Consider the following 19,084-nt stretch of genomic DNA (forward strand, 5'->3'; position numbering starts at 1 on the left):
TGAGTTCCTTTTATTTACGGCAACACTAACTTATAAGGCTTTACAACCACGCTTTCATATACACCCGCGGCGATATAAGGGTCGGCATCAGCCCAGCATTGTGCATCTTCAAGTGAGGGGAAGTCAGCAACCACGAGTGAGCCTGTGAAACCCGCTTCGCCTGGGTTTTCACTGTCGATAGCGGGGTGAGGCCCTGCGATGAGTAACTTGCCCTCATCAGCTAAAAGCTGCAGACGCGCTAAATGGTCTGTACGAACAGATAAGCGTTTTTCTAAGCTGTTTTCAACATCTTGCGACGAAATCATATACCACATTATTTAAGTTCCTTACGATCTTCTTCAGACATGTTTTTAAAGAGATAAAATACCGTGAGTACCGTATTGATCAGTGTCAAAGCGGTTAGACCAAATACCTTAAAGTTTACCCAAGTTTCTTGCGATAGGCTAAAGGCAACGTAGATATTAACGAGAGAGCATGCCACAAAAAACAGTACCCAATACCAAGTCACATGGGCCCATATCTTGTCAGCAACAATTAACTCTTTGCCCAGCATGCTTTTTAAAATGGGTTTATTCATAAACTGGCTAACCACTAGCGCGATGGCAAACAGAGCATACACGATAGTGACTTTCCATTTTATAAATGAGTCATCGTGCAAAATCAAGGTTAGCGAGCCAAACACGGTGACCATTGCAAAGGTAATGAGGTGCATCTTCTCCAGTTTTTTATACAGGATGTAGGTAATGATGAGCTGCAATGCGGTGGCCGCAATCAATGCGCCACTGGCAACGTAAATATCAAAAAATTTGTAGACGGCAAAAAAGATAACCAGAGGCAGAAAGTCGAGCAACTGTTTCATAGGATAGTGTCAATTCAAAATTCATAAAAGTGTGCTTGAGTTTAACATGCAAGCCATGAAGGAAAAAGGGTAACGGGTTCACTTGAGCACTTCGGTAAACCCATGTTCAGTATGGCTGCATTAGGGTTAATGAATTGCCACCATCTCGCACATATTGCGCTAGTTAGTTGTTGCAAAAATTTGGCAAAAAGAGTGTCGCTGCTGACTAGAACCGTTACGCTTTAATTATATGTGGCAAAACAAGAGGGAAAGCTTGAAGGCAGCGGTATTTGTTTTAGCTTGAAAACAGTGATTGAAGGTATAGTCTTTCAGAAATGCTGTCATGGGCTTACTATTTATTTACTTCACGGACAGTTACACTGTAGGAGAGGTCATCACCTAACGAAAGACTAGCCTCATTATTAACAAGGGTGCTTATAGAGGGTAACTTAAGCTCATTTCGTGTTTCAGGATCAGATATAAGATATTCAATAACTGTATAATTCAGAGTGGCATAATTATCATGCACATAAGACTGACTGATTAACAACAAAACTGTGTCGTCTGTTTTTTTCAGGGTTTTGCTTTCCTGTAAACCTATCTCCTGCTTTCCTTGGTACATTCCGTTAATATCGAGCGTCACCTCAACGATATATTCCGCATGAGAACTGAAGGACGAAATTATTATACTTAAACAGAAAAGGCACCTAATAACTTTACTCATTACTCATTATCTCCTCTAATAGCCCTGCGCTAGAACTCGACTCCAACAGGCTACAGTACTTCAATATTCCATAACACTGTGACATTTTATTAAACGTTAATCAATCCTGAGGACCCCGAATATCTGTAAAGTAAGGAGCGCCATAAAGTATATTGATTAAAGGGGGATTACCCCTGGGAAACCGCATAAGCATTTGATGTAAAAGGTCATGAGTATGAGATTTGAAATACAGACGGAGACGGATGAAAATAGGTAGTTAATACGCTGATATTTTGGGGTTAATGATATAAAAAATGATTAACTATCGAAGCTAAAGGATCGTTGTAACTTGTGAAATTTTAACGAATGACATTAGATGCTAAACTAGCGTGAACTCTCGCGCCGCTATTTACTATGTAAAGGCATCAATCTGGCTTGGGAATAAGGACGCGGCTGCGCGCGGCCTATGCTTATTCGTTATGCGTATTTCCCGATGATAGAAAGGAGATCTTCAACATTGTTTGCAATGTAGTCAGGCTTAACTTCCCAACTTTCAGGCTCAGAACGACTATATGCGGCCGCGACAGAAATCACCTTGGCACTATTTCCAAGCGCGGACTGTAGATTACGGGCAAACTTGGCATCAGCTTCATGGTCACCGATGTACATTAACAATTGACTATTTGTATGACCGAAAATTGATTCCACACATTTGATACCACCAAATGGATGAGGCTTTTGGTTGCCATTTGATACATCATCGTAACCAATAATCGCTTTAAATGGAGCGTCTATTCCATTATCTCTAAGTACACGACGAATATTGTTTTGTGAATTCTGAGAACAGATACCATGATGAAGTTGTGAAAACTGCTCAACGACATTTTTAATACCATCAAAAAGCGTCACTTCAGTTTGATTTTTCTCTTGGTGCTCTGCCCACATACTGCCAGCTCGGATCATTTCGTCATGAGATAATCCGTAATAATCAACATAGAGCTCTTGCCAGTTTTTAGCACCGTGATTGGCTTCATGGTAAAAATCTTCGCTGAGCAAATACTTAGGCAAATTGTTACCTGTTAAATGTGGAGCAACGATAGATAGAATGGCTTTTGTAATATCAATATTCTTGGGTACTGAATTAACGAGGGTTCCATCGTAATCCCACAGTATTGCGTCTAATTTCATTTCATCACCTCATTATCCAATAAACTTAATTGAATCATACACCTTACGACAAGTTTGTGTATACGCATAACGCCGCATTAAGGTGTGAACAATGCCACCACCATACTTAAACCATTGTGCCATAAACACTTAAGCTGACATAGAACCGAGAATGCCAAGCGTTGAGGATTACTCCTAAATGCTTTGTTAGCAATTTATGCTTTCTAATGAATTAGATATTGTTTTAGCTTTTCTGGATGTAAAACTGCTTTTTAATGCTAAAAATGTGTCCATATTCGTCCCACCGGTAATACCACGACTAGCCAGTTCACCAACCATTACGTTTAGTATATCGACAGAAGCCACCCATCTTGTATGATTCAACGCTACTTTTACTCACAGAATTATCATCAAAATCATTACTAATGTCATCTAAAGAGAAGTTAAATAGATGACGCTGCCACTTACCATGGCTGGCACTGCCTTTTCAAGCAATTAGTTGATATTACAACTTATATTATTGTTAATACTTGCCTAATATCAAGCTGTTGAACCCAAATATCTTCTTTATGATAGGCCTCAATAGCCAGTGGTGAGATTATTAATTCACCCGTAATATGGTCATCCTCAGTGGTAATTGAAGCATAAGAACCATCCGAGAGTCTGATGTTGATCCCCCAGTCATATATGACAACTTCATCTGACGGAATTAGCTTCCTAACCTCAGTTTCATCTTGTACTGCACACCGACATCTAAGACGAAGGATCTCTATAGCCTCTATGGTGATACGGTCATTTTCCGTAAACTTAATTTCAGAACATGGGCCGATAGAGTCATTATCACTTTGATACTCAATGTCATCCGGTTTCTGCACTAGCCTAAACTTTGGAAGATGGAAATCATGACCTTGAGGGCTGGTATTCCATTCGTTCGTCAGCTCAACAAAACTGGCTTTCTTCCTAAAATATAACGGTGGAAAACATGTGACATTTCGCTGATTAAAATTGAAATTCGCAAATTGAGTTATTAAGTTAATCTCTTGGCCTATTAGAGACTGTAATGATTCTATCGATTCGCGGTCTAATTCATAACGAAATTCTTGCATGGCTTGCTCCCTAAATATAATCCTATCTCAACACATTAATTTCTGCTAAAAAATGCCCAAGCATGAGTATATCCCCATATTGTGACAGTAAGATTATTTCACCGTATCCCAACGTAAGTTAAAAAAATTAATTGTCACCCAATGAGCGAGCTGCTGCACCAGCAATGACTTCACCTTGCTCATTTTTTATTTACACTGCTAAAGGAATTCGTTCGCTTACTTCCCAATTAGCCCAATTGAGGTCATCGATCTTTTTATCAAGGTAATCAATTAACTTTTGTTCAGGATTTTCTAACACTTCAATATTCATTCAGACTCCAGTTTATCTGGTACTGCTAACGCCTCTCTAATAAGTGAGCCATGTGCTGGCGGGCGATTTGCTCAGCAAATGGGATGACAGTCTTGGTGAATCTGAATTTAGCAACTTGTTATAAGGCCGACTTACATAGGCCGTAAACATAATCATCAACATACTTATGGTTGATTAAAGAGTTTTGATGTAAACAGCCTTCACGAACAAATCCCACCTTTCCAAGTAAGTTAAATGAGCTATGATTGTGAATTGAACATGTGGCTACTAATTTATTTAGATCAAGTTCTTCAAACGAATAAGCTTTAAGAAGGTTTAACGCCTCACTAGCAAAACCTTTCCCTTGAGCATTTGTCTTAATCATAAATCCGACTTCACTAATTTTAGCTTCACGGTTAACAATTTTAAGACCTATACTCCCCAGTTTTTCACCAGTAAATGATTCTGTAATACCTAATGAAAGCCAGCCATCACTTTCCAAAATCCAAGGTTTTGACCTTGCATCAAATGCTTCTTTTGCCTCATCATATGTACAAGGCTCATATACATGTTCCATCATCTGCGGGCACATTGATATTTCAATGAAAAGATCCATATCAGTGTTATCGAAAGGAGATAGTTTTAATCTTTGACCTACAAGTTGCACGTTTACCTTCCTTAGGCTTTATAACGCCCTGTAATTTATCCCGCTTGAACAGCTTGTTGAACGAAGCCGCTCTGCGGCAGAAAAGATAAAAGCCCTCTCTATCTCCCATCCTAAATACTTATTAGTACAGACCCTGTTAGGTCTTTACTACTAGGAGTATTATCATGGACACATTCGAATAAAATAGAGCCAGCCATGGTTAATGGCATAAAGAAGAACCTCCGACTAAGCTTTGAAAGAAGCATTTAACAAGGAGGTTGCATGCCACGGTCAAGAAGAACGCTGATTAGTATCGAAGACACCCCTTATTATCACTGTTGCAGTCGAGTTGTTCGGCGCGCCTTTTTGTGTGGCGACGATAAATACACAGGTAAAAACTACAACCACCGTCGTGGTTGGGTTGAAGAACAAATACTCAAGTTAACCGAAGTGTTTGCCATTGATGTTGCGGCGTACGCGGTGATGAGTAATCATCTGCATGTGGTGCTTTATATTGACCTAGAAACAGTAAATAACTGGTCTGATAGGGAGGTTGTAGAGCAGTGGCATAAGCTGTTTAACGGTACAGCGTTGACTCAAAAAATTGCCAAAGGTGAAGTGATAGACGAGTGCATGGTCACAGCACTAAAGCACCTTATTGCCACTTACCGCTCACGACTCAGTGATATCTCATGGTTCATGAGGTGCCTCAATGAACCCATCGCGAGGCAAGCCAACCATGAAGACAACTGCACAGGGCACTTCTGGGAAGGACGATTCAAATCTCAAGCACTATTGGATGAAGCTGCAGTTCTGGCCTGTATGACTTATGTTGAGCTCAACCCTATTCGCGCTAAGATGGCTAACACACCAGAACAATCAGATTTCACCAGTTTAAAATTAAGAGTCAGTGCCGCCCTAAAAGGCGAACAACCGAAGAGGCTATTACCCTTTATTGGTAATGAGCGAGCACATCAACCCAAAGGCATTGCCTTCTCACTGAAAGATTACCTGGAGTTAGTTGATGAAACAGGCAGAATTATCCGTGATGACAAGCGAGGTGCTATATCAGCGACTGCAAATAATATCCTCAATCGCTTAAATATCCCCGCAGACAATTGGATAAAAATCGTTGCAGAATTTGGTGAGTTATTCCATGGCCCCGTAGGGACACTACAAGAATTTAGCTGTTACTGCGAACACCTAGGAAAACGGCGACGGCACTTTTCAAGCAGCTGTCAGTACATGCAAACAAACTAGACACAATAAACCCCTTCAAGCTTATATTCCTTAGCTAAAACTCTGAGTTAAACATCTGCGCTTTTAAACCCATAAATCCCACCAAACTCGGCAATTTTCTAGAACTTTTCGTCAATTATTTATTGAAAGTAATTAAAGTACACGTTTGGCATACATCAATCGTTAATATTGGTTGTTAAACTGGTTATGTTGTTGATTATTAATGGCTGGCTATGTTTAGTGCAAAGAAGAACCTCCGACTAAGCTTTGAAAGAAGCATTTAACAAGGAGGTTGCATGCCACGGTCAAGAAGAACGCTGATTAGTATCGAAGACACCCCTTATTATCACTGTTGCAGTCGAGTTGTTCGGCGCGCCTTTTTGTGTGGCGACGATAAATACACAGGTAAAAACTACAACCACCGTCGTGGTTGGGTTGAAGAACAAATACTCAAGTTAACCGAAGTGTTTGCCATTGATGTTGCGGCGTACGCGGTGATGAGTAATCATCTGCATGTGGTGCTTTATATTGACCTAGAAACAGTAAATAACTGGTCTGATAGGGAGGTTGTAGAGCAGTGGCATAAGCTGTTTAACGGTACAGCGTTGACTCAAAAAATTGCCAAAGGTGAAGTGATAGACGAGTGCATGGTCACAGCACTAAAGCACCTTATTGCCACTTACCGCTCACGACTCAGTGATATCTCATGGTTCATGAGGTGCCTCAATGAACCCATCGCGAGGCAAGCCAACCATGAAGACAACTGCACAGGGCACTTCTGGGAAGGACGATTCAAATCTCAAGCACTATTGGATGAAGCTGCAGTTCTGGCCTGTATGACTTATGTTGAGCTCAACCCTATTCGCGCTAAGATGGCTAACACACCAGAACAATCAGATTTCACCAGTTTAAAATTAAGAGTCAGTGCCGCCCTAAAAGGCGAACAACCGAAGAGGCTATTACCCTTTATTGGTAATGAGCGAGCACATCAACCCAAAGGCATTGCCTTCTCACTGAAAGATTACCTGGAGTTAGTTGATGAAACAGGCAGAATTATCCGTGATGACAAGCGAGGTGCTATATCAGCGACTGCAAATAATATCCTCAATCGCTTAAATATCCCCGCAGACAATTGGATAAAAATCGTTGCAGAATTTGGTGAGTTATTCCATGGCCCCGTAGGGACACTACAAGAATTTAGCTGTTACTGCGAACACCTAGGAAAACGGCGACGGCACTTTTCAAGCAGCTGTCAGTACATGCAAACAAACTAGACACAATAAACCCCTTCAAGCTTATATTCCTTAGCTAAAACTCTGAGTTAAACATCTGCGCTTTTAAACCCATAAATCCCACCAAACTCGGCAATTTTCTAGAACTTTTCGTCGATTATTTATTGAAAGTAATTAAAGTACACGTTTGGCATACATCAATCGTTAATATTGGTTGTTAAACTGGTTATGTTGTTGATTATTAATGGCTGGCTATGTTTATTTTTGTTATGTGTATATTTACGAATACTCCATCAGTTCAACAGGTGCACCATTTACTTCGATGAAAGCAACACGCAAACCATCACTTGGAGAGTTAGGCTTAATAATAACTACCTTCCCTTCAAGTTCATCATCCAAATTATCTACTACGAATGCTACATGGGGAACTGTTTTAACTAATTCTGGATAAGGAGCATCGTTCCAATAGCGTTGCCACTGAATTCCATAAGGATTATTTTCATGATCAGATACTGTCATTTTTAAATGAGGCAAGTCTATTTCGCCTTCAAAACTACCTGTTACCGGAATCCCAACGTGATTAAACTTCATAATTTAAATATTCACCTAACTTTGAAATACACATAACGCCACGTTAAGCGGCCTATAATAGCTGGCTAAAATGTGTGAGGCACGAACAACAGCCAGTTGTTATTTGTCCTGCTTGAATGGCTTGTTGAACGAAGCCGCTCTGCGGCAGAAAAGATAAAAGCCCTCTCTATCTCCCATCCTAAATACTTATTAGTACAGACCCTGTTAGGTCTTTACTACTAGGAGTATTATCATGGACACATTCGAACAACACCGCTTTGATTCTCTTTATGAACAACATCTTACCAACTTAACCCTACAAGGCAAGCGACCCGCCACCATCGATGCATATAGCCGTGCAGTACGGCGTATTGCCGCCTTCTTTGACCGTTGTCCCGACAACCTTACCACCGATGATTTAAAGCGTTACTTTGCTCAACTGATAGCATCACACTCGTGGAGCACCGTTAAGCTTGACCGTAACGGCTTACAGTTTTTCTATCGCCATGTGCTCAACCAACACTGGGAGTGGCTCAACATCGTTAAGCCTCCACAGGTCAACCGACTGCCCGATATCCTAACCCCAACTGAAGTTGCCATCGTTATAAGTCTCACACATAAGTTGCGATATCAGGTCTGCTTTCTGACCCTATACAGTATGGGGTTGCGCCTCGGCGAGGCCATTTCATTGCAAATAGGTGATGTGGATTCACAGATGATGCAGGTGCATATTCGCAATGCTAAAGGCGGTAAGGATAGATTGGTTCCTCTACCACAACGCACCTTATTAGCGCTGCGATATTACTGGCAAACTCATCGCCATCCACGCCTGATGTTTCCTGGTAAAGACGGTAAACCGGATTCGATGATAGATAAAGGCGGCATTCAGAAAGCCTTAAAACGAGTCATTGCTGAGTGCAATATTCATAAATCCATCAGTCCGCATAATCTGCGACATAGCTACGCAACCCATCTGCTAGAGCAAGGACTAGACCTGCGCTCAGTGCAAAGCCTGCTCGGTCATAACAGCCTCAACACCACCGCTCGTTACACCAAACTGACCCACATCACCCGTAAAAATACCGCTGAGGCAATTAACAAACTTGCTGATGATTTAATCTTGAAGTGGGAGTGCGACGTATGAAGTTCATCGATATTTTACGCGACCATCTTGATACCTTTAATCAGGCTTTTGATCAACAAATCACAACCTCGATGCGGCAAGCTATTTTCGCCATGCTCAGTTGTCGCACCAATACTGAGAGAACGAGTCAGTGGGCGTGTCAGAGTTGCCCTCATCATGCTGACTTTCCGTTGTCTTGTGGTCATCGCAGTTGCCCGCAATGTCAGCACAACACCACGAGCGACTGGCTGGCAAAACAGCAGGCTAAACTGTTGCCCGTGGAGTATTACATGGTCACTTTCACTCTGCCTTATGAGCTTAGAGTTACCGCCAAACATCAGCCTGAACTTGTCTATCAAGCCATGTTCACCGTCGCTGCTAGCGTGCTCAAGGAATTTGCTAAAAACGCAAAAAAACTCGGTGGTGACATCGGTTTTACGGGCGTGCTACATACCCATAATCGGCGACGCGACTACCATCCTCATATTCACTTCATCATTCCCGCGGGGAGTTTCAACAAAGCCAAACAACAGTGGCACAAGAACAAAGGCAAGTACCTGTTTAACAGTTTTAACCTCGCCAAAGTATGGCGAGCACGCTTGCTTGAGCAATTGACAGACAAGCTCAACATCAAGCTGCCAGCAGCCATCCCGAAACAGTGGGTTGTCGACTGCCAGCATGTTGGCAAAGGGCTACCTGCGCTAAAGTACCTGTCGAGATACCTCTATCGCGGCGTTTTGTCTGACAAAAGCATCATTAGTGCAACCGAAGATCAAGTGTCCTTCGAGTATCAAAATAGCCAAACCAAAGCCACTGAAATACGCACTTTACCTACGGTGGAGTTCCTATGGTTAGTGCTTCAGCATGTGCTACCGAAGGGATTACGTCGAGTGAGAGACTATGGATTACTGCAAGGAAGTTGCCGAAAACTAAGACTGCAAATACAGCTCATGCTAGCGGTTGCGGGAACGATGTTTGCGCCGTTCGAAAAAGCTACCAAAACCAAAGCTATACGACCTTGTCCCTGCTGCCAGCAGCCGATGACATTTATGGGAGTGCACGCACGACTGACAAGCTTTCTTAGGCAAAAACCAACGACACCTAACGCCACTGTTTAAGCGGAAGGATAAAAAAGTTAACACTTAAGATGCGGAACAAGAAAAGTATAAGGAGGTGCTAAGGCATTGATATGTTGAGGTAACGAAATTAGCTGGCGATGCTAAGGGATAGATGCGGCTAGTAAAAAATGCTACTGCTCAGCACACATCGAAAAAGCGTAAGATCTTACGCCGATATTTACACAATAAAGGTATCACTCGGGCTTGTTCAACAATCGGGATAAGGACGCGGCTACGCGCGGCCTATCCTTATTCGTTAGGCATTTGCGCGCAGTTTAGTTCGGATACGTGATTGTGACTCTTCGTTTGAATCATCCCATTGCTCAAATAAACCAAACCAATATAGTCTTTCGTTTAAAGTTAAACTACCGATACCATCAACAGCATTTTTCTTAAATACTTCAAATCTAGTATGAAACCCATTCGATTCAATAGTATCTTTAAACCATACATTGCCGTGCCACTTGCTCATCATGAAAGTTAGATTTTCAATATCACTTTCATCATTCTTCCATTCGCTGACCCAATGAAGTAAATCTTCTCTTAGTTCCACTTCAGTCACGGAGGCTACTAATTCATCGAGATTCATATTGATGCCTAACAGCTTATTGATTAGTCGCTTGATAACGTTCTTAGCAACTATGTTAATTCTGTTAAACTTATCATCTGTAAGCCATTGTTGTAAATCGTTTATTTTTCATACCCCAGTTAGAAGTAGACTCTGCTTTAGTCGGAGAAAGAGAGCCCCGTTGTTTACGAGGTCTATGTATCAATTTTCAATATTCACCATAAGCTTGATTTTTATAACTTTTATTGGATGTTAAAATATTATCGATGCCTAGAACACTTTTTTAGGCATCTTTTTTACATCAAAATTGATCTTTTAGATGATTTTCAATTATAACTGTATATAAACACAGCACTGAGGTTTGTATGAGTCAATCTGGATATATCGATGCTATTTGAACTGAGATAAGAGTACGCCACTACAGTTATCAAACGGAAAAGTCTTATCTTTATTGGAATAGGTACTTCATTCGGCGTTGTCATATACGGCATGGATCTGAGATCACAAATGAAGCTATTGAGCGGTTTTTGTGTTTTTTAGCTGAGCAATGCGGTGTATCGGCCAGTACACAAAAACAAGCATTATGTGCCATCGTGTTTGCTTGCCGTTATGTATTAAAGATGGATACAGCGGGGCTGAATTTTCCCTACGCAAAAGCCCCTAAGCGAATACCTCAAGTGCTCTCTATAGGTGAAGCAAAATGTGTTATTGGACATTTAGCCGGCAACCATTACCTTATAGCCGCATTGTTATTTGGATCCGGCCTCAGGTTAAAGGAAGTATTACGCTTACGGATTAAGGATATCGATTTGTCTTCCAAAACCGTTTTTGTTCATCAAGGAAAGGGAAATAAAGATAGAGTATGTTTACTGCCTAGTGAGCTTGTATTACCGCTAAAAGGTCAAATTGAGTCAGTTAAATCGGTTCATAATGGAGATCTTAGGGCTGGGTACGGGCTAGCGTCTTTACCTATATCACTCATTAGAAAGTACCGGAGCAGTGCTAATAAATTTCATTGGCAATTTATTTTTCCTGCTAGTCGTCGGTGTATTCACCCGAGCGATGACTATATTTGTCGGCACCACATTCATCAGACAGCATTTTCAAAAGCGTTAAGTGTTGCAGTGAAGCAGACACAAATAGATAAACGTGTCACAGCCCATACTTTCCGCCATTCGTTTGCAACAGCGTTACTGAGAAAAGGCTATGATTTAAGGACTATTCAGGAATTACTCGGGCATACTGACATTAAAACAACACAAATTTATACCCATGTAGTGGGTGCCCATACAAGCGGTGTTGTCAGTCCGTTCGACAGCTAATGATGTGGTAACAGATTATGAAGCTACCTATTGCAAAGGAGGTCGAAAAGCCAATAAAAAAATCGCGGCAGTTCATCGAGTACCGCGATTTCGTTTAACGCTTAAGCTAACCATTCATTTGCAACATTACCGCGCCGTGGCGGCTTTCATATTGCGGGTAAACTCAGCCAATGCGTTGAGCAAGTTCGCTTCATTGTCTTTATTGGCGTCGATAATTTTTACCACGGCAGAACCCGAAATGGCGCCTGCTGCACCAGCATCAATCGCCGCTTTAACTTGAGAGGGCTCAGCAATACCAAATCCAAGCAGTGGCGGCGCACCATTAAACTCTTTTAAACGGTTAAGAATATCGGTAATTGGCATCCCCGCTTTTGATTCAGTGCCTGTTACGCCTGAACGTGACAGCAAATAGGTGTAACCTTCGCCTTTATCGCTCACAAGTTGCAATGTTTCACTGTCGGCATTGGGTGGTGCAATAAAAATTGGCGCTACGCCATGAGCCTTAGCTGAAGCAATAAATGGGTCAGCTTCCTCAACGGGCACATCTGCAATCAACACTGAGTCAACACCGGCGGCTTGGGCTTTAGCATAGAAAGCATCAATGCCATTAGCGAATACAAGGTTGGCGTAAAGCAGTAAGCCAATAGGCAAGTCTGGGTATTTAGCGCGAATAGCGCTAAGCATCTCAAAGCACTGTGTTGGCGTAGTGCCTGCGGCTAATGAACGTAGATTAGCCCCTTGGATCACAGGGCCATCTGCAAGTGGGTCTGAAAATGGGAACCCCAGTTCAAGTGCATCAGCGCCGTTTTCAACTAAGGTATCAATAATCTTCAGTGACAACTCAGGAGAGGGATCGCCTAAGGTCACAAAGGGGACGAATGCGCCTTGATTCTTCTTATCTAGGGCCGAAAACGCTGCCTGATAACGATTACTCATTGCCACTCTCCTGTGCTGATTTTTCTTTTGCTTGGGTTTCTAATATGTCAGCCACGGTAAAGATATCTTTGTCGCCACGACCTGAAAGGTTCACCACTAGCAGGGTCTCTTTGGTCGCTTCTTTTGCAAGCTTGACGGCATAGGCTATCGCATGGGCTGATTCAAGTGCCGGAATAATACCTTCGCTACGGGCTAATAACTGGAACATTTCTAATGCTTCATCATCAGTCGCAGACTCGTATGTTGCACGGCCAATGGCAGCAAGATGTGCGTGCTGTGGGCCAACCGATGGGAAATCAAGCCCGGCTGATACCGAGTATGACTCTTCTATTTGACCTTCACTGTCTTGCATCAATGGGGCTTTCATACCGAAGAAAATGCCCGTTTTACCGTGCTTTAACGGTGCGCCATGCATGGGGGTATCAATCCCTTTTCCTGCAGGTTCAACACCGATAAGTGCGACTTCTTCATCATCGATAAAGTCGGCAAACATACCAATAGCATTGGAGCCTCCGCCGACACAGGCGATAACCGCATCGGGTAGGCGTCCCTCACGCTCAAGAATTTGCTTTTTAGTCTCAGCGCCTATCATGCGCTGAAATTCGCGCACTATGGTAGGGAAGGGATGTGGACCTGCCGCCGTACCTAATAAATAGTGCGCTTTTTCGTAACTACCAGACCAGTCGCGCATCGCTTCATTACAGGCATCTTTTAAGGTGCCAGAACCTGAAGTGACCGGAATAACTTCGGCGCCCATCAGTTTCATTCTAAAGACGTTTGGCGATTGACGTTCAATGTCTTTAGCACCCATGTAGACTTTGCATTTCAAATTAAGCAATGCACAGGCAAGCGCCGTTGCTACGCCGTGCTGACCCGCGCCCGTTTCTGCAATGATCTCTTTTTTACCCATGCGTTTTGCCAGCAGTGCTTGGCCTAATACTTGGTTAGTCTTGTGTGCGCCGCCGTGAAGTAAGTCTTCACGCTTTAGGTAAATTTTAACCAATGGGTTAGGGCTAAGATTTTTGGTTAGCGTTAGCGCTGTTGGGCGGCCAGCATAGTTCTTGAGCAGATCGGTAAATTCTTTTTGAAACGCTTCATCTTCTTGCGCTTCGATAAAGGCGGTTTCTAGCTGCTTGAGGGCAGGCATTAAAATTTGCGGGACGTACATTCCGCCATATTCCCCGAAATAGGGGTTTAATTTACTCATAATCTGTTCCTTTATCGTTCATTTCTGTCTGCATGCCGACACGTGTTATGTCGGCATGCAGAGGGAGCTGTTGTAACGCACTATTCGCGCTTTATGTGTTCTTCATCTAGTACTGACGTAGATGGTTAAATGTTTGGGCTATCTTGTTATGATCTTTAACGCCAGGGCTTTGTTCTAGGCCACTGTTAAAATCGAGTCCATAAAAGCCTTGGTTAGCGGCAAGCTTGGCGTTATCACCTGTTAAGCCCCCCGCTAAAAGTGCCTCGCTGCGATTAGGGATGGCTTGTTGCCAATCAAATACCTGCCCAGTGCCGCCAAACTGACCGTCACTCTTACTGTCGAATAAAATACGATCGACATTGGTCGGAATATCTAATTCGGTATCGATACTGTCGTTTTTCACTGCAACCGCTTTCCAAATCTGACAATCAGCCTTTAGCGTGGCTAATGCGCTGCGAAGGTCGTCTATTTCAAGCGAGGTTTCTTGTCCATGCAATTGCACTGCATATAGCCCTAGTTGACTTGCAAGTGAGGCGATAACATTGCTGCTTTCGTTGACAAAAACGCCCACAAGGTTAAGCCTGTGGCCCGATGCATCGAGCTGACGGACAAGTTCAATTGCTTGCGCTTTGGTCACGGCTCGGGGTGATTTTTCAGCAAAAATTAATCCGCCATAAACTGCGCCTTTTTTTGCTACCTCAACTAGATCTTCAATACGGGTTAAGCCGCAGACTTTATTGTGGCCAAAGGTTAAGGTTCTGCAGGCTAAGTCTAAGTCATCAGCTGCCATTAATGAGCTGCCAACGAGAAAACCATCAACCAAGGGCGCTAAACGACGTACCTGTGCTTGATTGTAGATCCCTGATTCACTGATAACGACGCGATCAGCCGGAACATGTGGCGCTAACGCTTCGGTGGTGGCTAAATCCGTTGATAAGTCACGTAGATTGCGGTTATTAATCCCGATAATAGCGGAGTTAAGTGCAATGGCGCGGCTCAATTCTACTTCGTTGCTGACCTCGGTTAAAATGTCTAATTGATACTTTGCAGCTTCGCTAGCCAGTGCTTGATATCGCTCATCATTGAGCACCGAGAGCATTAACAATATGGCATCAGCACCTTGATGGGCGGCGAGTTTTATTTGGTATTCGTCAACGAAAAAGTCTTTACACAAAATAGGTTGGCGAACACGCGCACGGACTCTAGGGATGTAATCCATGTCGCCTTGGAAAAACTGTTCATCGGTTAGTACTGAGATCCCAGCAGCGTAGTGGTTGTAAACATCGGCTATAGCATCCACGTCAAATACGTCGCGGATAAGACCTTTCGACGGACTGGCTTTTTTACACTCTAAGATAAAGCCAGCATTAGGTGCTTTAAGTGCATCAAACAGACTGCGGTCTGACTGCTTAGGCATTAAGCTCGCCTCAGGGAAACGCAGTTTTAATGCGGCAATATGGGCAGGTTTAGTATCAACAATTTTGGTTAATACATTGCTTACTTTAGTTGTCGTATCATTGGCCATTGATGCTTCTCTTAAATCGCTATCGGTTTTTATATGAGTGCTGATATTAATTTTGTGGCTCACACTAAGCTCCTTTTCCCGCTTGGCTTGCATTGGCAAGCTCAGTGAGTAGTTCATACGCTTTGCCACTTTCAATGGTCGCTAACGCAAGCGCAGTACCGACTTTGACTGAATCCGCCACTCCAGCGACATATAAGGCGCAACCAGCGTTAACGGCTACCGCATTCATATGGGCTGTTTTGCCTTTACCTTGTAGGATAGCTCGGGTAAAAGCAGCATTTTCTTCCGGCGCACCGCCCTCAAGATCGGTCAATTGTGCGGTTTCTACGCCAAGTTCACTCGGGGTGAGGTAATACTCAGTAATGGTGCCTTCATTAAGTTCATGCACCAAGGTTTTACCATGTATTGCGACTTCATCAAGACCGCTACCGTGAACCACCATCGCCCGCTTAATCCCCAGGGCTTTGACCACTTGCGCGATTGGCGCGACAAGTTCTGCGCTATACACCCCAAGTAACATAAAGTCAGGGTGCGACGGGTTAATTAACGGCCCAAGGACATTAAACAGGGTACGGGTTTTAAGCGCTTGGCGAACAGGCACTGCATGTGCAACACCGCCGTGATAATGCGGCGCAAACAAAAAGCAGAGGCCTAGGTTATCTAAACAGTCTCGTGCGGTTTCAGGTGCCATGGTTAAATCAATGCCAAATTGGGCTAATAGATCCGATGACCCCGACTTACTGGAAACACTGCGGTTACCATGTTTGGCGACTTTTGCGCCTGCTGCAGCGGCCACAAAAGCGGCGGTAGTGGAGATGTTGATGGTGTTGTGGCCATCGCCGCCAGTGCCCACAATATCAACAATCCCTTGCGCTACTGTACGTTCATTTGGGGTTGGGAATCGTTTTGCGGCTGCTCTTAACGCATCAGCTGCGCCAGATATTTCATCAATTGTTTCGCCGCGCATTTTCATCGCGACCAGCATACCGGCCATGGTAACTTCATTCATTTCGCCTTGAATGATACTGCTAAACAACTTTTTAGCATCTTGACGATTGAGGCTTTCACCACGATAAAGAGATTCGAGCAGTGGGGCATTGTTGTTAGTTTGGCTCATTACTTTGTTATCCTTTATCGTCAAGTTTGGCATGGGTTAAGGTTAATGATTGTGCAAGGTAATCTAATGATTGCACTAACAACTGGCTACCAAGCGTGGTGAGTATTGATTCGGGATGAAACTGAAAACCCACCGCGTTATCTTGTTGATGAATAATCGCCATTGGCATGTCTTCTGTGGTGGCAATAATCTCTAGGCAGTCGGGTACCTGAGTCGCCACAAGGCTGTGGTATCGGGCAACTGGCAGAGGCGAGGGCAGGTTGGCAAAGATGCCTTTACCATTATGCTCTGTTGGACTGGCTTTACCGTGTACAACTTGTTTTGCTCGCTCGACTTTGCCGCCATAATGTTCAATCAGCGCTTGGTGACCTAAGCAGATCCCAAGCATAGGCACTTTACCTGCAACATTGGCAATCAGTGCCATTAATGAACCCGCTTCATGGGGGGCGCCAGGACCTGGAGACAACACTAATGCCGCCGGTTGTGTTTCATTGAGTAACTTATCGGCGATAAAGTCAGCATCGACGTCATTTCGATAAATAATAACCTCATAGCCAAGGCTTCTAAATTGGTCCACTAGGTTATAAGTGAATGAGTCGAAGTTATCGAGTAGATAGATTTTCATCGTCCACCTCCCATCTTGATGGCTGAAATTACGGCTTGTGCTTTTTGTCTTGTTTCATCCGCTTCGGCTTGTGGATCTGAATCGTACACCACGCCAGCACCGGCTTGGATATATGCGGTTCCGTCTTTGACAAAGGCGGAGCGGATCACAATACAGGTATCCATATCGCCGAGTCCGTTTAGGTAGCCCACGGCGCCGCCGTAACTACCACGTCGTGTTTTTTCTGCGCCGCGAATAAGCTGCGCGGCACTGACTTTGGGCGCACCCGTTAAGGTGCCCATATTCATACACGCTTGATATGCATGTAAGGCGTCAAGGTCGGTTCTTAATTGCCCTGTGACTCGGCTAACGAGGTGCATGACATGCGAATAACGGTCAACTTTCAATAGCTCGGGGACTTTACGCGTGCCACTTTGACTTATTCGAGCCACATCGTTACGGGCTAAATCAACCAACATAATGTGTTCTGATAGCTCTTTTTTATCGAGACGCAGTTCTAGTTCATTACGGCTATCAAGATCAAAATCGATTTCACCATCGGCTGTCTTACCGCGCTTACGCGTACCTGCAATAGGATAGATCTCAACTTGATTGGTACTGGCTTCATATTTAAGCGCACTTTCAGGTGAGGCGCCAAAGAGTGTGAAGCCTTCGCCTCTAAAGTAAAACATGTAGGGACTTGGGTTAGTGAGTCTAAGGGCGCGATAGGCACCGAGCGTATTAGGGCAGGGTAAGCTAAAGCTACGAGATGGCACCACTTGGAAAATATCACCGGCGATAATGTGCTGCTTTAAGTCGTTGACCGTTTGTTTAAACTCGCTATCGGAGATATTGACCTGCGTCTCGGCATTGACCACATTTAACGCAGCAACCGGTGGGAGTGATTGACAGGTTTGTTGCAGTTCAGCCATGCGACTCGCCAATGTGGCTTGGATCTCTACAATGCGTGGCTCGGTGAACGTATCAAACTGATGGGTAATGATATCAGCGCTTTGCTGCTGATGATCGACCAGAATTAAGGTCTCTGCGAGATAGAATAGATAGTCCGGGCAGCTATTGTCGCCTTCTGGTACTTGAGGTAATGGTTCAACAGTATCAATCAAGTCGTAAGAGAGTACGCCGCCCAAAAAGAGGTCTTCAAAAGCAGGGGCTTCGTCGCAGCGAATATGCTTGACCAGCATTCTTAAGCCATCAAGCGGCGATGTTGACTTTAAGCGTGCATCTTCATCAAGCTGTTTGCTATTTTTTTGTAGTTTGACGGTTAACGTGCGGCTAGATGATTCGATAAACTCCGTTGTGGGGAAGTTTGCGGTGAAAAAGCACTTAATGGGGTCAAGTAACGTTTGACCATTTTCGGTCAATGCCTGAAACAATAGGGTGTAGCCATCACAACGGATCTTCATTGCCGCATGGGTCAATATAATACTTTTAAGGTGATCCTTACTCTCAATCTCTGCGGACTCAAGCAACATAGTATGCGGCGCATCGTTGGTCACATGCTGGTATAAGCGTAATGGGTCGTTATGATAAGCGAGTGCTTCCTTTTGAGTCACCACTTTGGCCATTGTGTTTTGTGCCATGCTTATGTTCCTGCCTTGGTGGATAATGCGTTGTTCATTGTAATATCTCTTTTAAGGTTATTTTTCATAATGAGAAATCAAGAGCCTGCCGCTTGGGGAACTGTATCTAATGGTATTGCTATCGTTTAGATACAAGAAAGCCCGCAATTGTGCGGGCTTTCTTGTTTAATTTT

Annotated in this window: 19 protein-coding genes; 5 read left to right on the forward strand and 14 right to left on the reverse strand. The window is 43.6% G+C overall.

Annotated elements, in window-relative coordinates; all coding sequences use genetic code 11:
- Positions 1–14 precede the first annotated feature (14 nt).
- The 6 genes from CXF83_RS10710 to CXF83_RS10740 all read right to left on the reverse strand — a co-directional run bounded on the left by CXF83_RS10710 (position 15) and on the right by CXF83_RS10740 (position 4,770).
- A complete protein-coding gene (locus tag CXF83_RS10710) occupies positions 15–314 on the reverse strand; it encodes a YciI family protein (RefSeq protein ID WP_101089749.1) in 300 nt (99 codons plus the stop codon).
- A complete protein-coding gene (locus CXF83_RS10715) occupies positions 314–859 on the reverse strand; it encodes a septation protein A (RefSeq protein WP_101089750.1) in 546 nt (181 codons plus the stop codon). Before CXF83_RS10715 ends, CXF83_RS10710 begins: the two co-directional genes overlap by 1 nt.
- A 331-nt stretch (positions 860–1,190) precedes the next feature.
- The gene (locus CXF83_RS10720; RefSeq protein ID WP_101089751.1) at positions 1,191–1,562 is read right to left on the reverse strand and encodes a hypothetical protein; all 372 of its coding nucleotides are present in this window, start codon (positions 1,560–1,562) and stop codon (positions 1,191–1,193) included.
- Between the two features lie 456 nt (positions 1,563–2,018).
- Complete coding sequence (locus CXF83_RS10725) at positions 2,019–2,729, reverse strand: HAD family hydrolase (protein WP_101089752.1); 711 nt, start codon at positions 2,727–2,729, stop codon at positions 2,019–2,021.
- Between the two features lie 491 nt (positions 2,730–3,220).
- Positions 3,221–3,814 carry a hypothetical protein gene (locus CXF83_RS10730; RefSeq protein ID WP_101089753.1) on the reverse strand — a complete coding sequence of 198 codons (594 nt, stop codon included), beginning with the start codon at positions 3,812–3,814 and terminating at the stop codon, positions 3,221–3,223.
- Between the two features lie 428 nt (positions 3,815–4,242).
- Positions 4,243–4,770 carry a GNAT family N-acetyltransferase gene (locus CXF83_RS10740; RefSeq protein WP_101089754.1) on the reverse strand — a complete coding sequence of 176 codons (528 nt, stop codon included), beginning with the start codon at positions 4,768–4,770 and terminating at the stop codon, positions 4,243–4,245.
- Between the two features lie 261 nt (positions 4,771–5,031).
- On the opposite strand from CXF83_RS10740, the gene CXF83_RS10745 reads away from it, so the two are divergent.
- A complete protein-coding gene (locus tag CXF83_RS10745) occupies positions 5,032–6,009 on the forward strand; it encodes a transposase (RefSeq protein WP_101098003.1) in 978 nt (325 codons plus the stop codon).
- Positions 6,010–6,284: 275 nt separating this feature from the next.
- The gene (locus tag CXF83_RS10750) at positions 6,285–7,262 is read left to right on the forward strand and encodes a transposase (RefSeq protein ID WP_101098003.1); all 978 of its coding nucleotides are present in this window, start codon (positions 6,285–6,287) and stop codon (positions 7,260–7,262) included.
- Positions 7,263–7,499: 237 nt separating this feature from the next.
- Here the strand turns inward: CXF83_RS10750 and CXF83_RS10755 are convergent, their stop codons facing one another.
- Positions 7,500–7,811 carry a VOC family protein gene (locus CXF83_RS10755; protein ID WP_101098004.1) on the reverse strand — a complete coding sequence of 104 codons (312 nt, stop codon included), beginning with the start codon at positions 7,809–7,811 and terminating at the stop codon, positions 7,500–7,502.
- Between the two features lie 232 nt (positions 7,812–8,043).
- On the opposite strand from CXF83_RS10755, the gene CXF83_RS10760 reads away from it, so the two are divergent.
- Together CXF83_RS10760 and CXF83_RS10765 are read left to right on the forward strand one after the other, a co-directional pair.
- The gene (locus CXF83_RS10760; RefSeq protein WP_101097995.1) at positions 8,044–8,934 is read left to right on the forward strand and encodes a tyrosine-type recombinase/integrase; all 891 of its coding nucleotides are present in this window, start codon (positions 8,044–8,046) and stop codon (positions 8,932–8,934) included.
- Positions 8,931–10,031, forward strand: coding sequence for an IS91 family transposase (locus tag CXF83_RS10765; RefSeq protein ID WP_101089235.1), 1,101 nt, complete (start codon positions 8,931–8,933; stop codon positions 10,029–10,031). The genes CXF83_RS10760 and CXF83_RS10765 overlap by 4 nt, the downstream gene beginning before the upstream one ends.
- Positions 10,032–10,287: 256 nt before the next feature.
- On the opposite strand, the gene CXF83_RS10770 is transcribed toward CXF83_RS10765, so the two are convergent.
- On the reverse strand, positions 10,288–10,620 hold the full coding sequence (locus CXF83_RS10770) for a hypothetical protein (protein ID WP_101092101.1): 333 nt from the start codon (positions 10,618–10,620) through the stop codon (positions 10,288–10,290).
- A gap of 383 nt (positions 10,621–11,003) precedes the next feature.
- Between CXF83_RS10770 and CXF83_RS10775 the strand changes: the two genes are divergently transcribed.
- Positions 11,004–11,921, forward strand: a complete 918-nt coding sequence (locus CXF83_RS10775; RefSeq protein WP_232775186.1) for an integron integrase — start codon at positions 11,004–11,006, stop codon at positions 11,919–11,921.
- A gap of 126 nt (positions 11,922–12,047) precedes the next feature.
- Here CXF83_RS10775 and trpA read toward each other — a convergent pair whose 3' ends face one another.
- The 6 genes from trpA to CXF83_RS10805 all read right to left on the reverse strand — a co-directional run bounded on the left by trpA (position 12,048) and on the right by CXF83_RS10805 (position 18,911).
- Positions 12,048–12,857, reverse strand: a complete 810-nt coding sequence (trpA, locus tag CXF83_RS10780) for a tryptophan synthase subunit alpha (RefSeq protein ID WP_101092102.1) — start codon at positions 12,855–12,857, stop codon at positions 12,048–12,050.
- The gene (gene trpB, locus CXF83_RS10785) at positions 12,850–14,064 is read right to left on the reverse strand and encodes a tryptophan synthase subunit beta (RefSeq protein ID WP_101092103.1); all 1,215 of its coding nucleotides are present in this window, start codon (positions 14,062–14,064) and stop codon (positions 12,850–12,852) included. The genes trpA and trpB overlap by 8 nt, the downstream gene beginning before the upstream one ends.
- A 106-nt stretch (positions 14,065–14,170) precedes the next feature.
- The gene (gene trpCF / locus CXF83_RS10790) at positions 14,171–15,589 is read right to left on the reverse strand and encodes a bifunctional indole-3-glycerol-phosphate synthase TrpC/phosphoribosylanthranilate isomerase TrpF (protein ID WP_101092172.1); all 1,419 of its coding nucleotides are present in this window, start codon (positions 15,587–15,589) and stop codon (positions 14,171–14,173) included.
- A 64-nt stretch (positions 15,590–15,653) separates the two neighbouring features.
- A complete protein-coding gene (gene trpD, locus CXF83_RS10795; RefSeq protein ID WP_101092104.1) occupies positions 15,654–16,706 on the reverse strand; it encodes an anthranilate phosphoribosyltransferase in 1,053 nt (350 codons plus the stop codon).
- Positions 16,707–16,713: 7 nt separating this feature from the next.
- Complete coding sequence (locus tag CXF83_RS10800; RefSeq protein ID WP_101092105.1) at positions 16,714–17,331, reverse strand: aminodeoxychorismate/anthranilate synthase component II; 618 nt, start codon at positions 17,329–17,331, stop codon at positions 16,714–16,716.
- Entirely contained in the window at positions 17,328–18,911 is a 1,584-nt protein-coding gene (locus CXF83_RS10805) for an anthranilate synthase component 1 (protein ID WP_101092106.1), read from the reverse strand. Before CXF83_RS10805 ends, CXF83_RS10800 begins: the two co-directional genes overlap by 4 nt.
- Positions 18,912–19,084 lie beyond the last annotated feature (173 nt).

The sequence above is a fragment of the Shewanella sp. Choline-02u-19 genome (assembly GCF_002836205.1).
Taxonomy (GTDB): Bacteria; Pseudomonadota; Gammaproteobacteria; order Enterobacterales; family Shewanellaceae; genus Shewanella.

Coding starts and splice junctions, on each gene's coding strand:
- CXF83_RS10760 (WP_101097995.1), top strand. CDS start 8,044: ATGGACACATTCGAACAACACCGCTTTGATTCTCTTTATGAACAACAT.
- trpCF (WP_101092172.1), bottom strand. CDS start 15,589: ATGGCCAATGATACGACAACTAAAGTAAGCAATGTATTAACCAAAATT.
- CXF83_RS10710 (WP_101089749.1), bottom strand. CDS start 314: ATGTGGTATATGATTTCGTCGCAAGATGTTGAAAACAGCTTAGAAAAA.
- CXF83_RS10730 (WP_101089753.1), bottom strand. CDS start 3,814: ATGCAAGAATTTCGTTATGAATTAGACCGCGAATCGATAGAATCATTA.
- CXF83_RS10805 (WP_101092106.1), bottom strand. CDS start 18,911: ATGGCACAAAACACAATGGCCAAAGTGGTGACTCAAAAGGAAGCACTC.
- CXF83_RS10715 (WP_101089750.1), bottom strand. CDS start 859: ATGAAACAGTTGCTCGACTTTCTGCCTCTGGTTATCTTTTTTGCCGTC.
- trpD (WP_101092104.1), bottom strand. CDS start 16,706: ATGAGCCAAACTAACAACAATGCCCCACTGCTCGAATCTCTTTATCGT.
- CXF83_RS10765 (WP_101089235.1), top strand. CDS start 8,931: ATGAAGTTCATCGATATTTTACGCGACCATCTTGATACCTTTAATCAG.
- CXF83_RS10755 (WP_101098004.1), bottom strand. CDS start 7,811: ATGAAGTTTAATCACGTTGGGATTCCGGTAACAGGTAGTTTTGAAGGC.
- CXF83_RS10750 (WP_101098003.1), top strand. CDS start 6,285: ATGCCACGGTCAAGAAGAACGCTGATTAGTATCGAAGACACCCCTTAT.
- CXF83_RS10745 (WP_101098003.1), top strand. CDS start 5,032: ATGCCACGGTCAAGAAGAACGCTGATTAGTATCGAAGACACCCCTTAT.
- CXF83_RS10725 (WP_101089752.1), bottom strand. CDS start 2,729: ATGAAATTAGACGCAATACTGTGGGATTACGATGGAACCCTCGTTAAT.
- CXF83_RS10770 (WP_101092101.1), bottom strand. CDS start 10,620: ATGAATCTCGATGAATTAGTAGCCTCCGTGACTGAAGTGGAACTAAGA.
- trpB (WP_101092103.1), bottom strand. CDS start 14,064: ATGAGTAAATTAAACCCCTATTTCGGGGAATATGGCGGAATGTACGTC.
- CXF83_RS10720 (WP_101089751.1), bottom strand. CDS start 1,562: ATGAGTAAAGTTATTAGGTGCCTTTTCTGTTTAAGTATAATAATTTCG.
- trpA (WP_101092102.1), bottom strand. CDS start 12,857: ATGAGTAATCGTTATCAGGCAGCGTTTTCGGCCCTAGATAAGAAGAAT.
- CXF83_RS10800 (WP_101092105.1), bottom strand. CDS start 17,331: ATGAAAATCTATCTACTCGATAACTTCGACTCATTCACTTATAACCTA.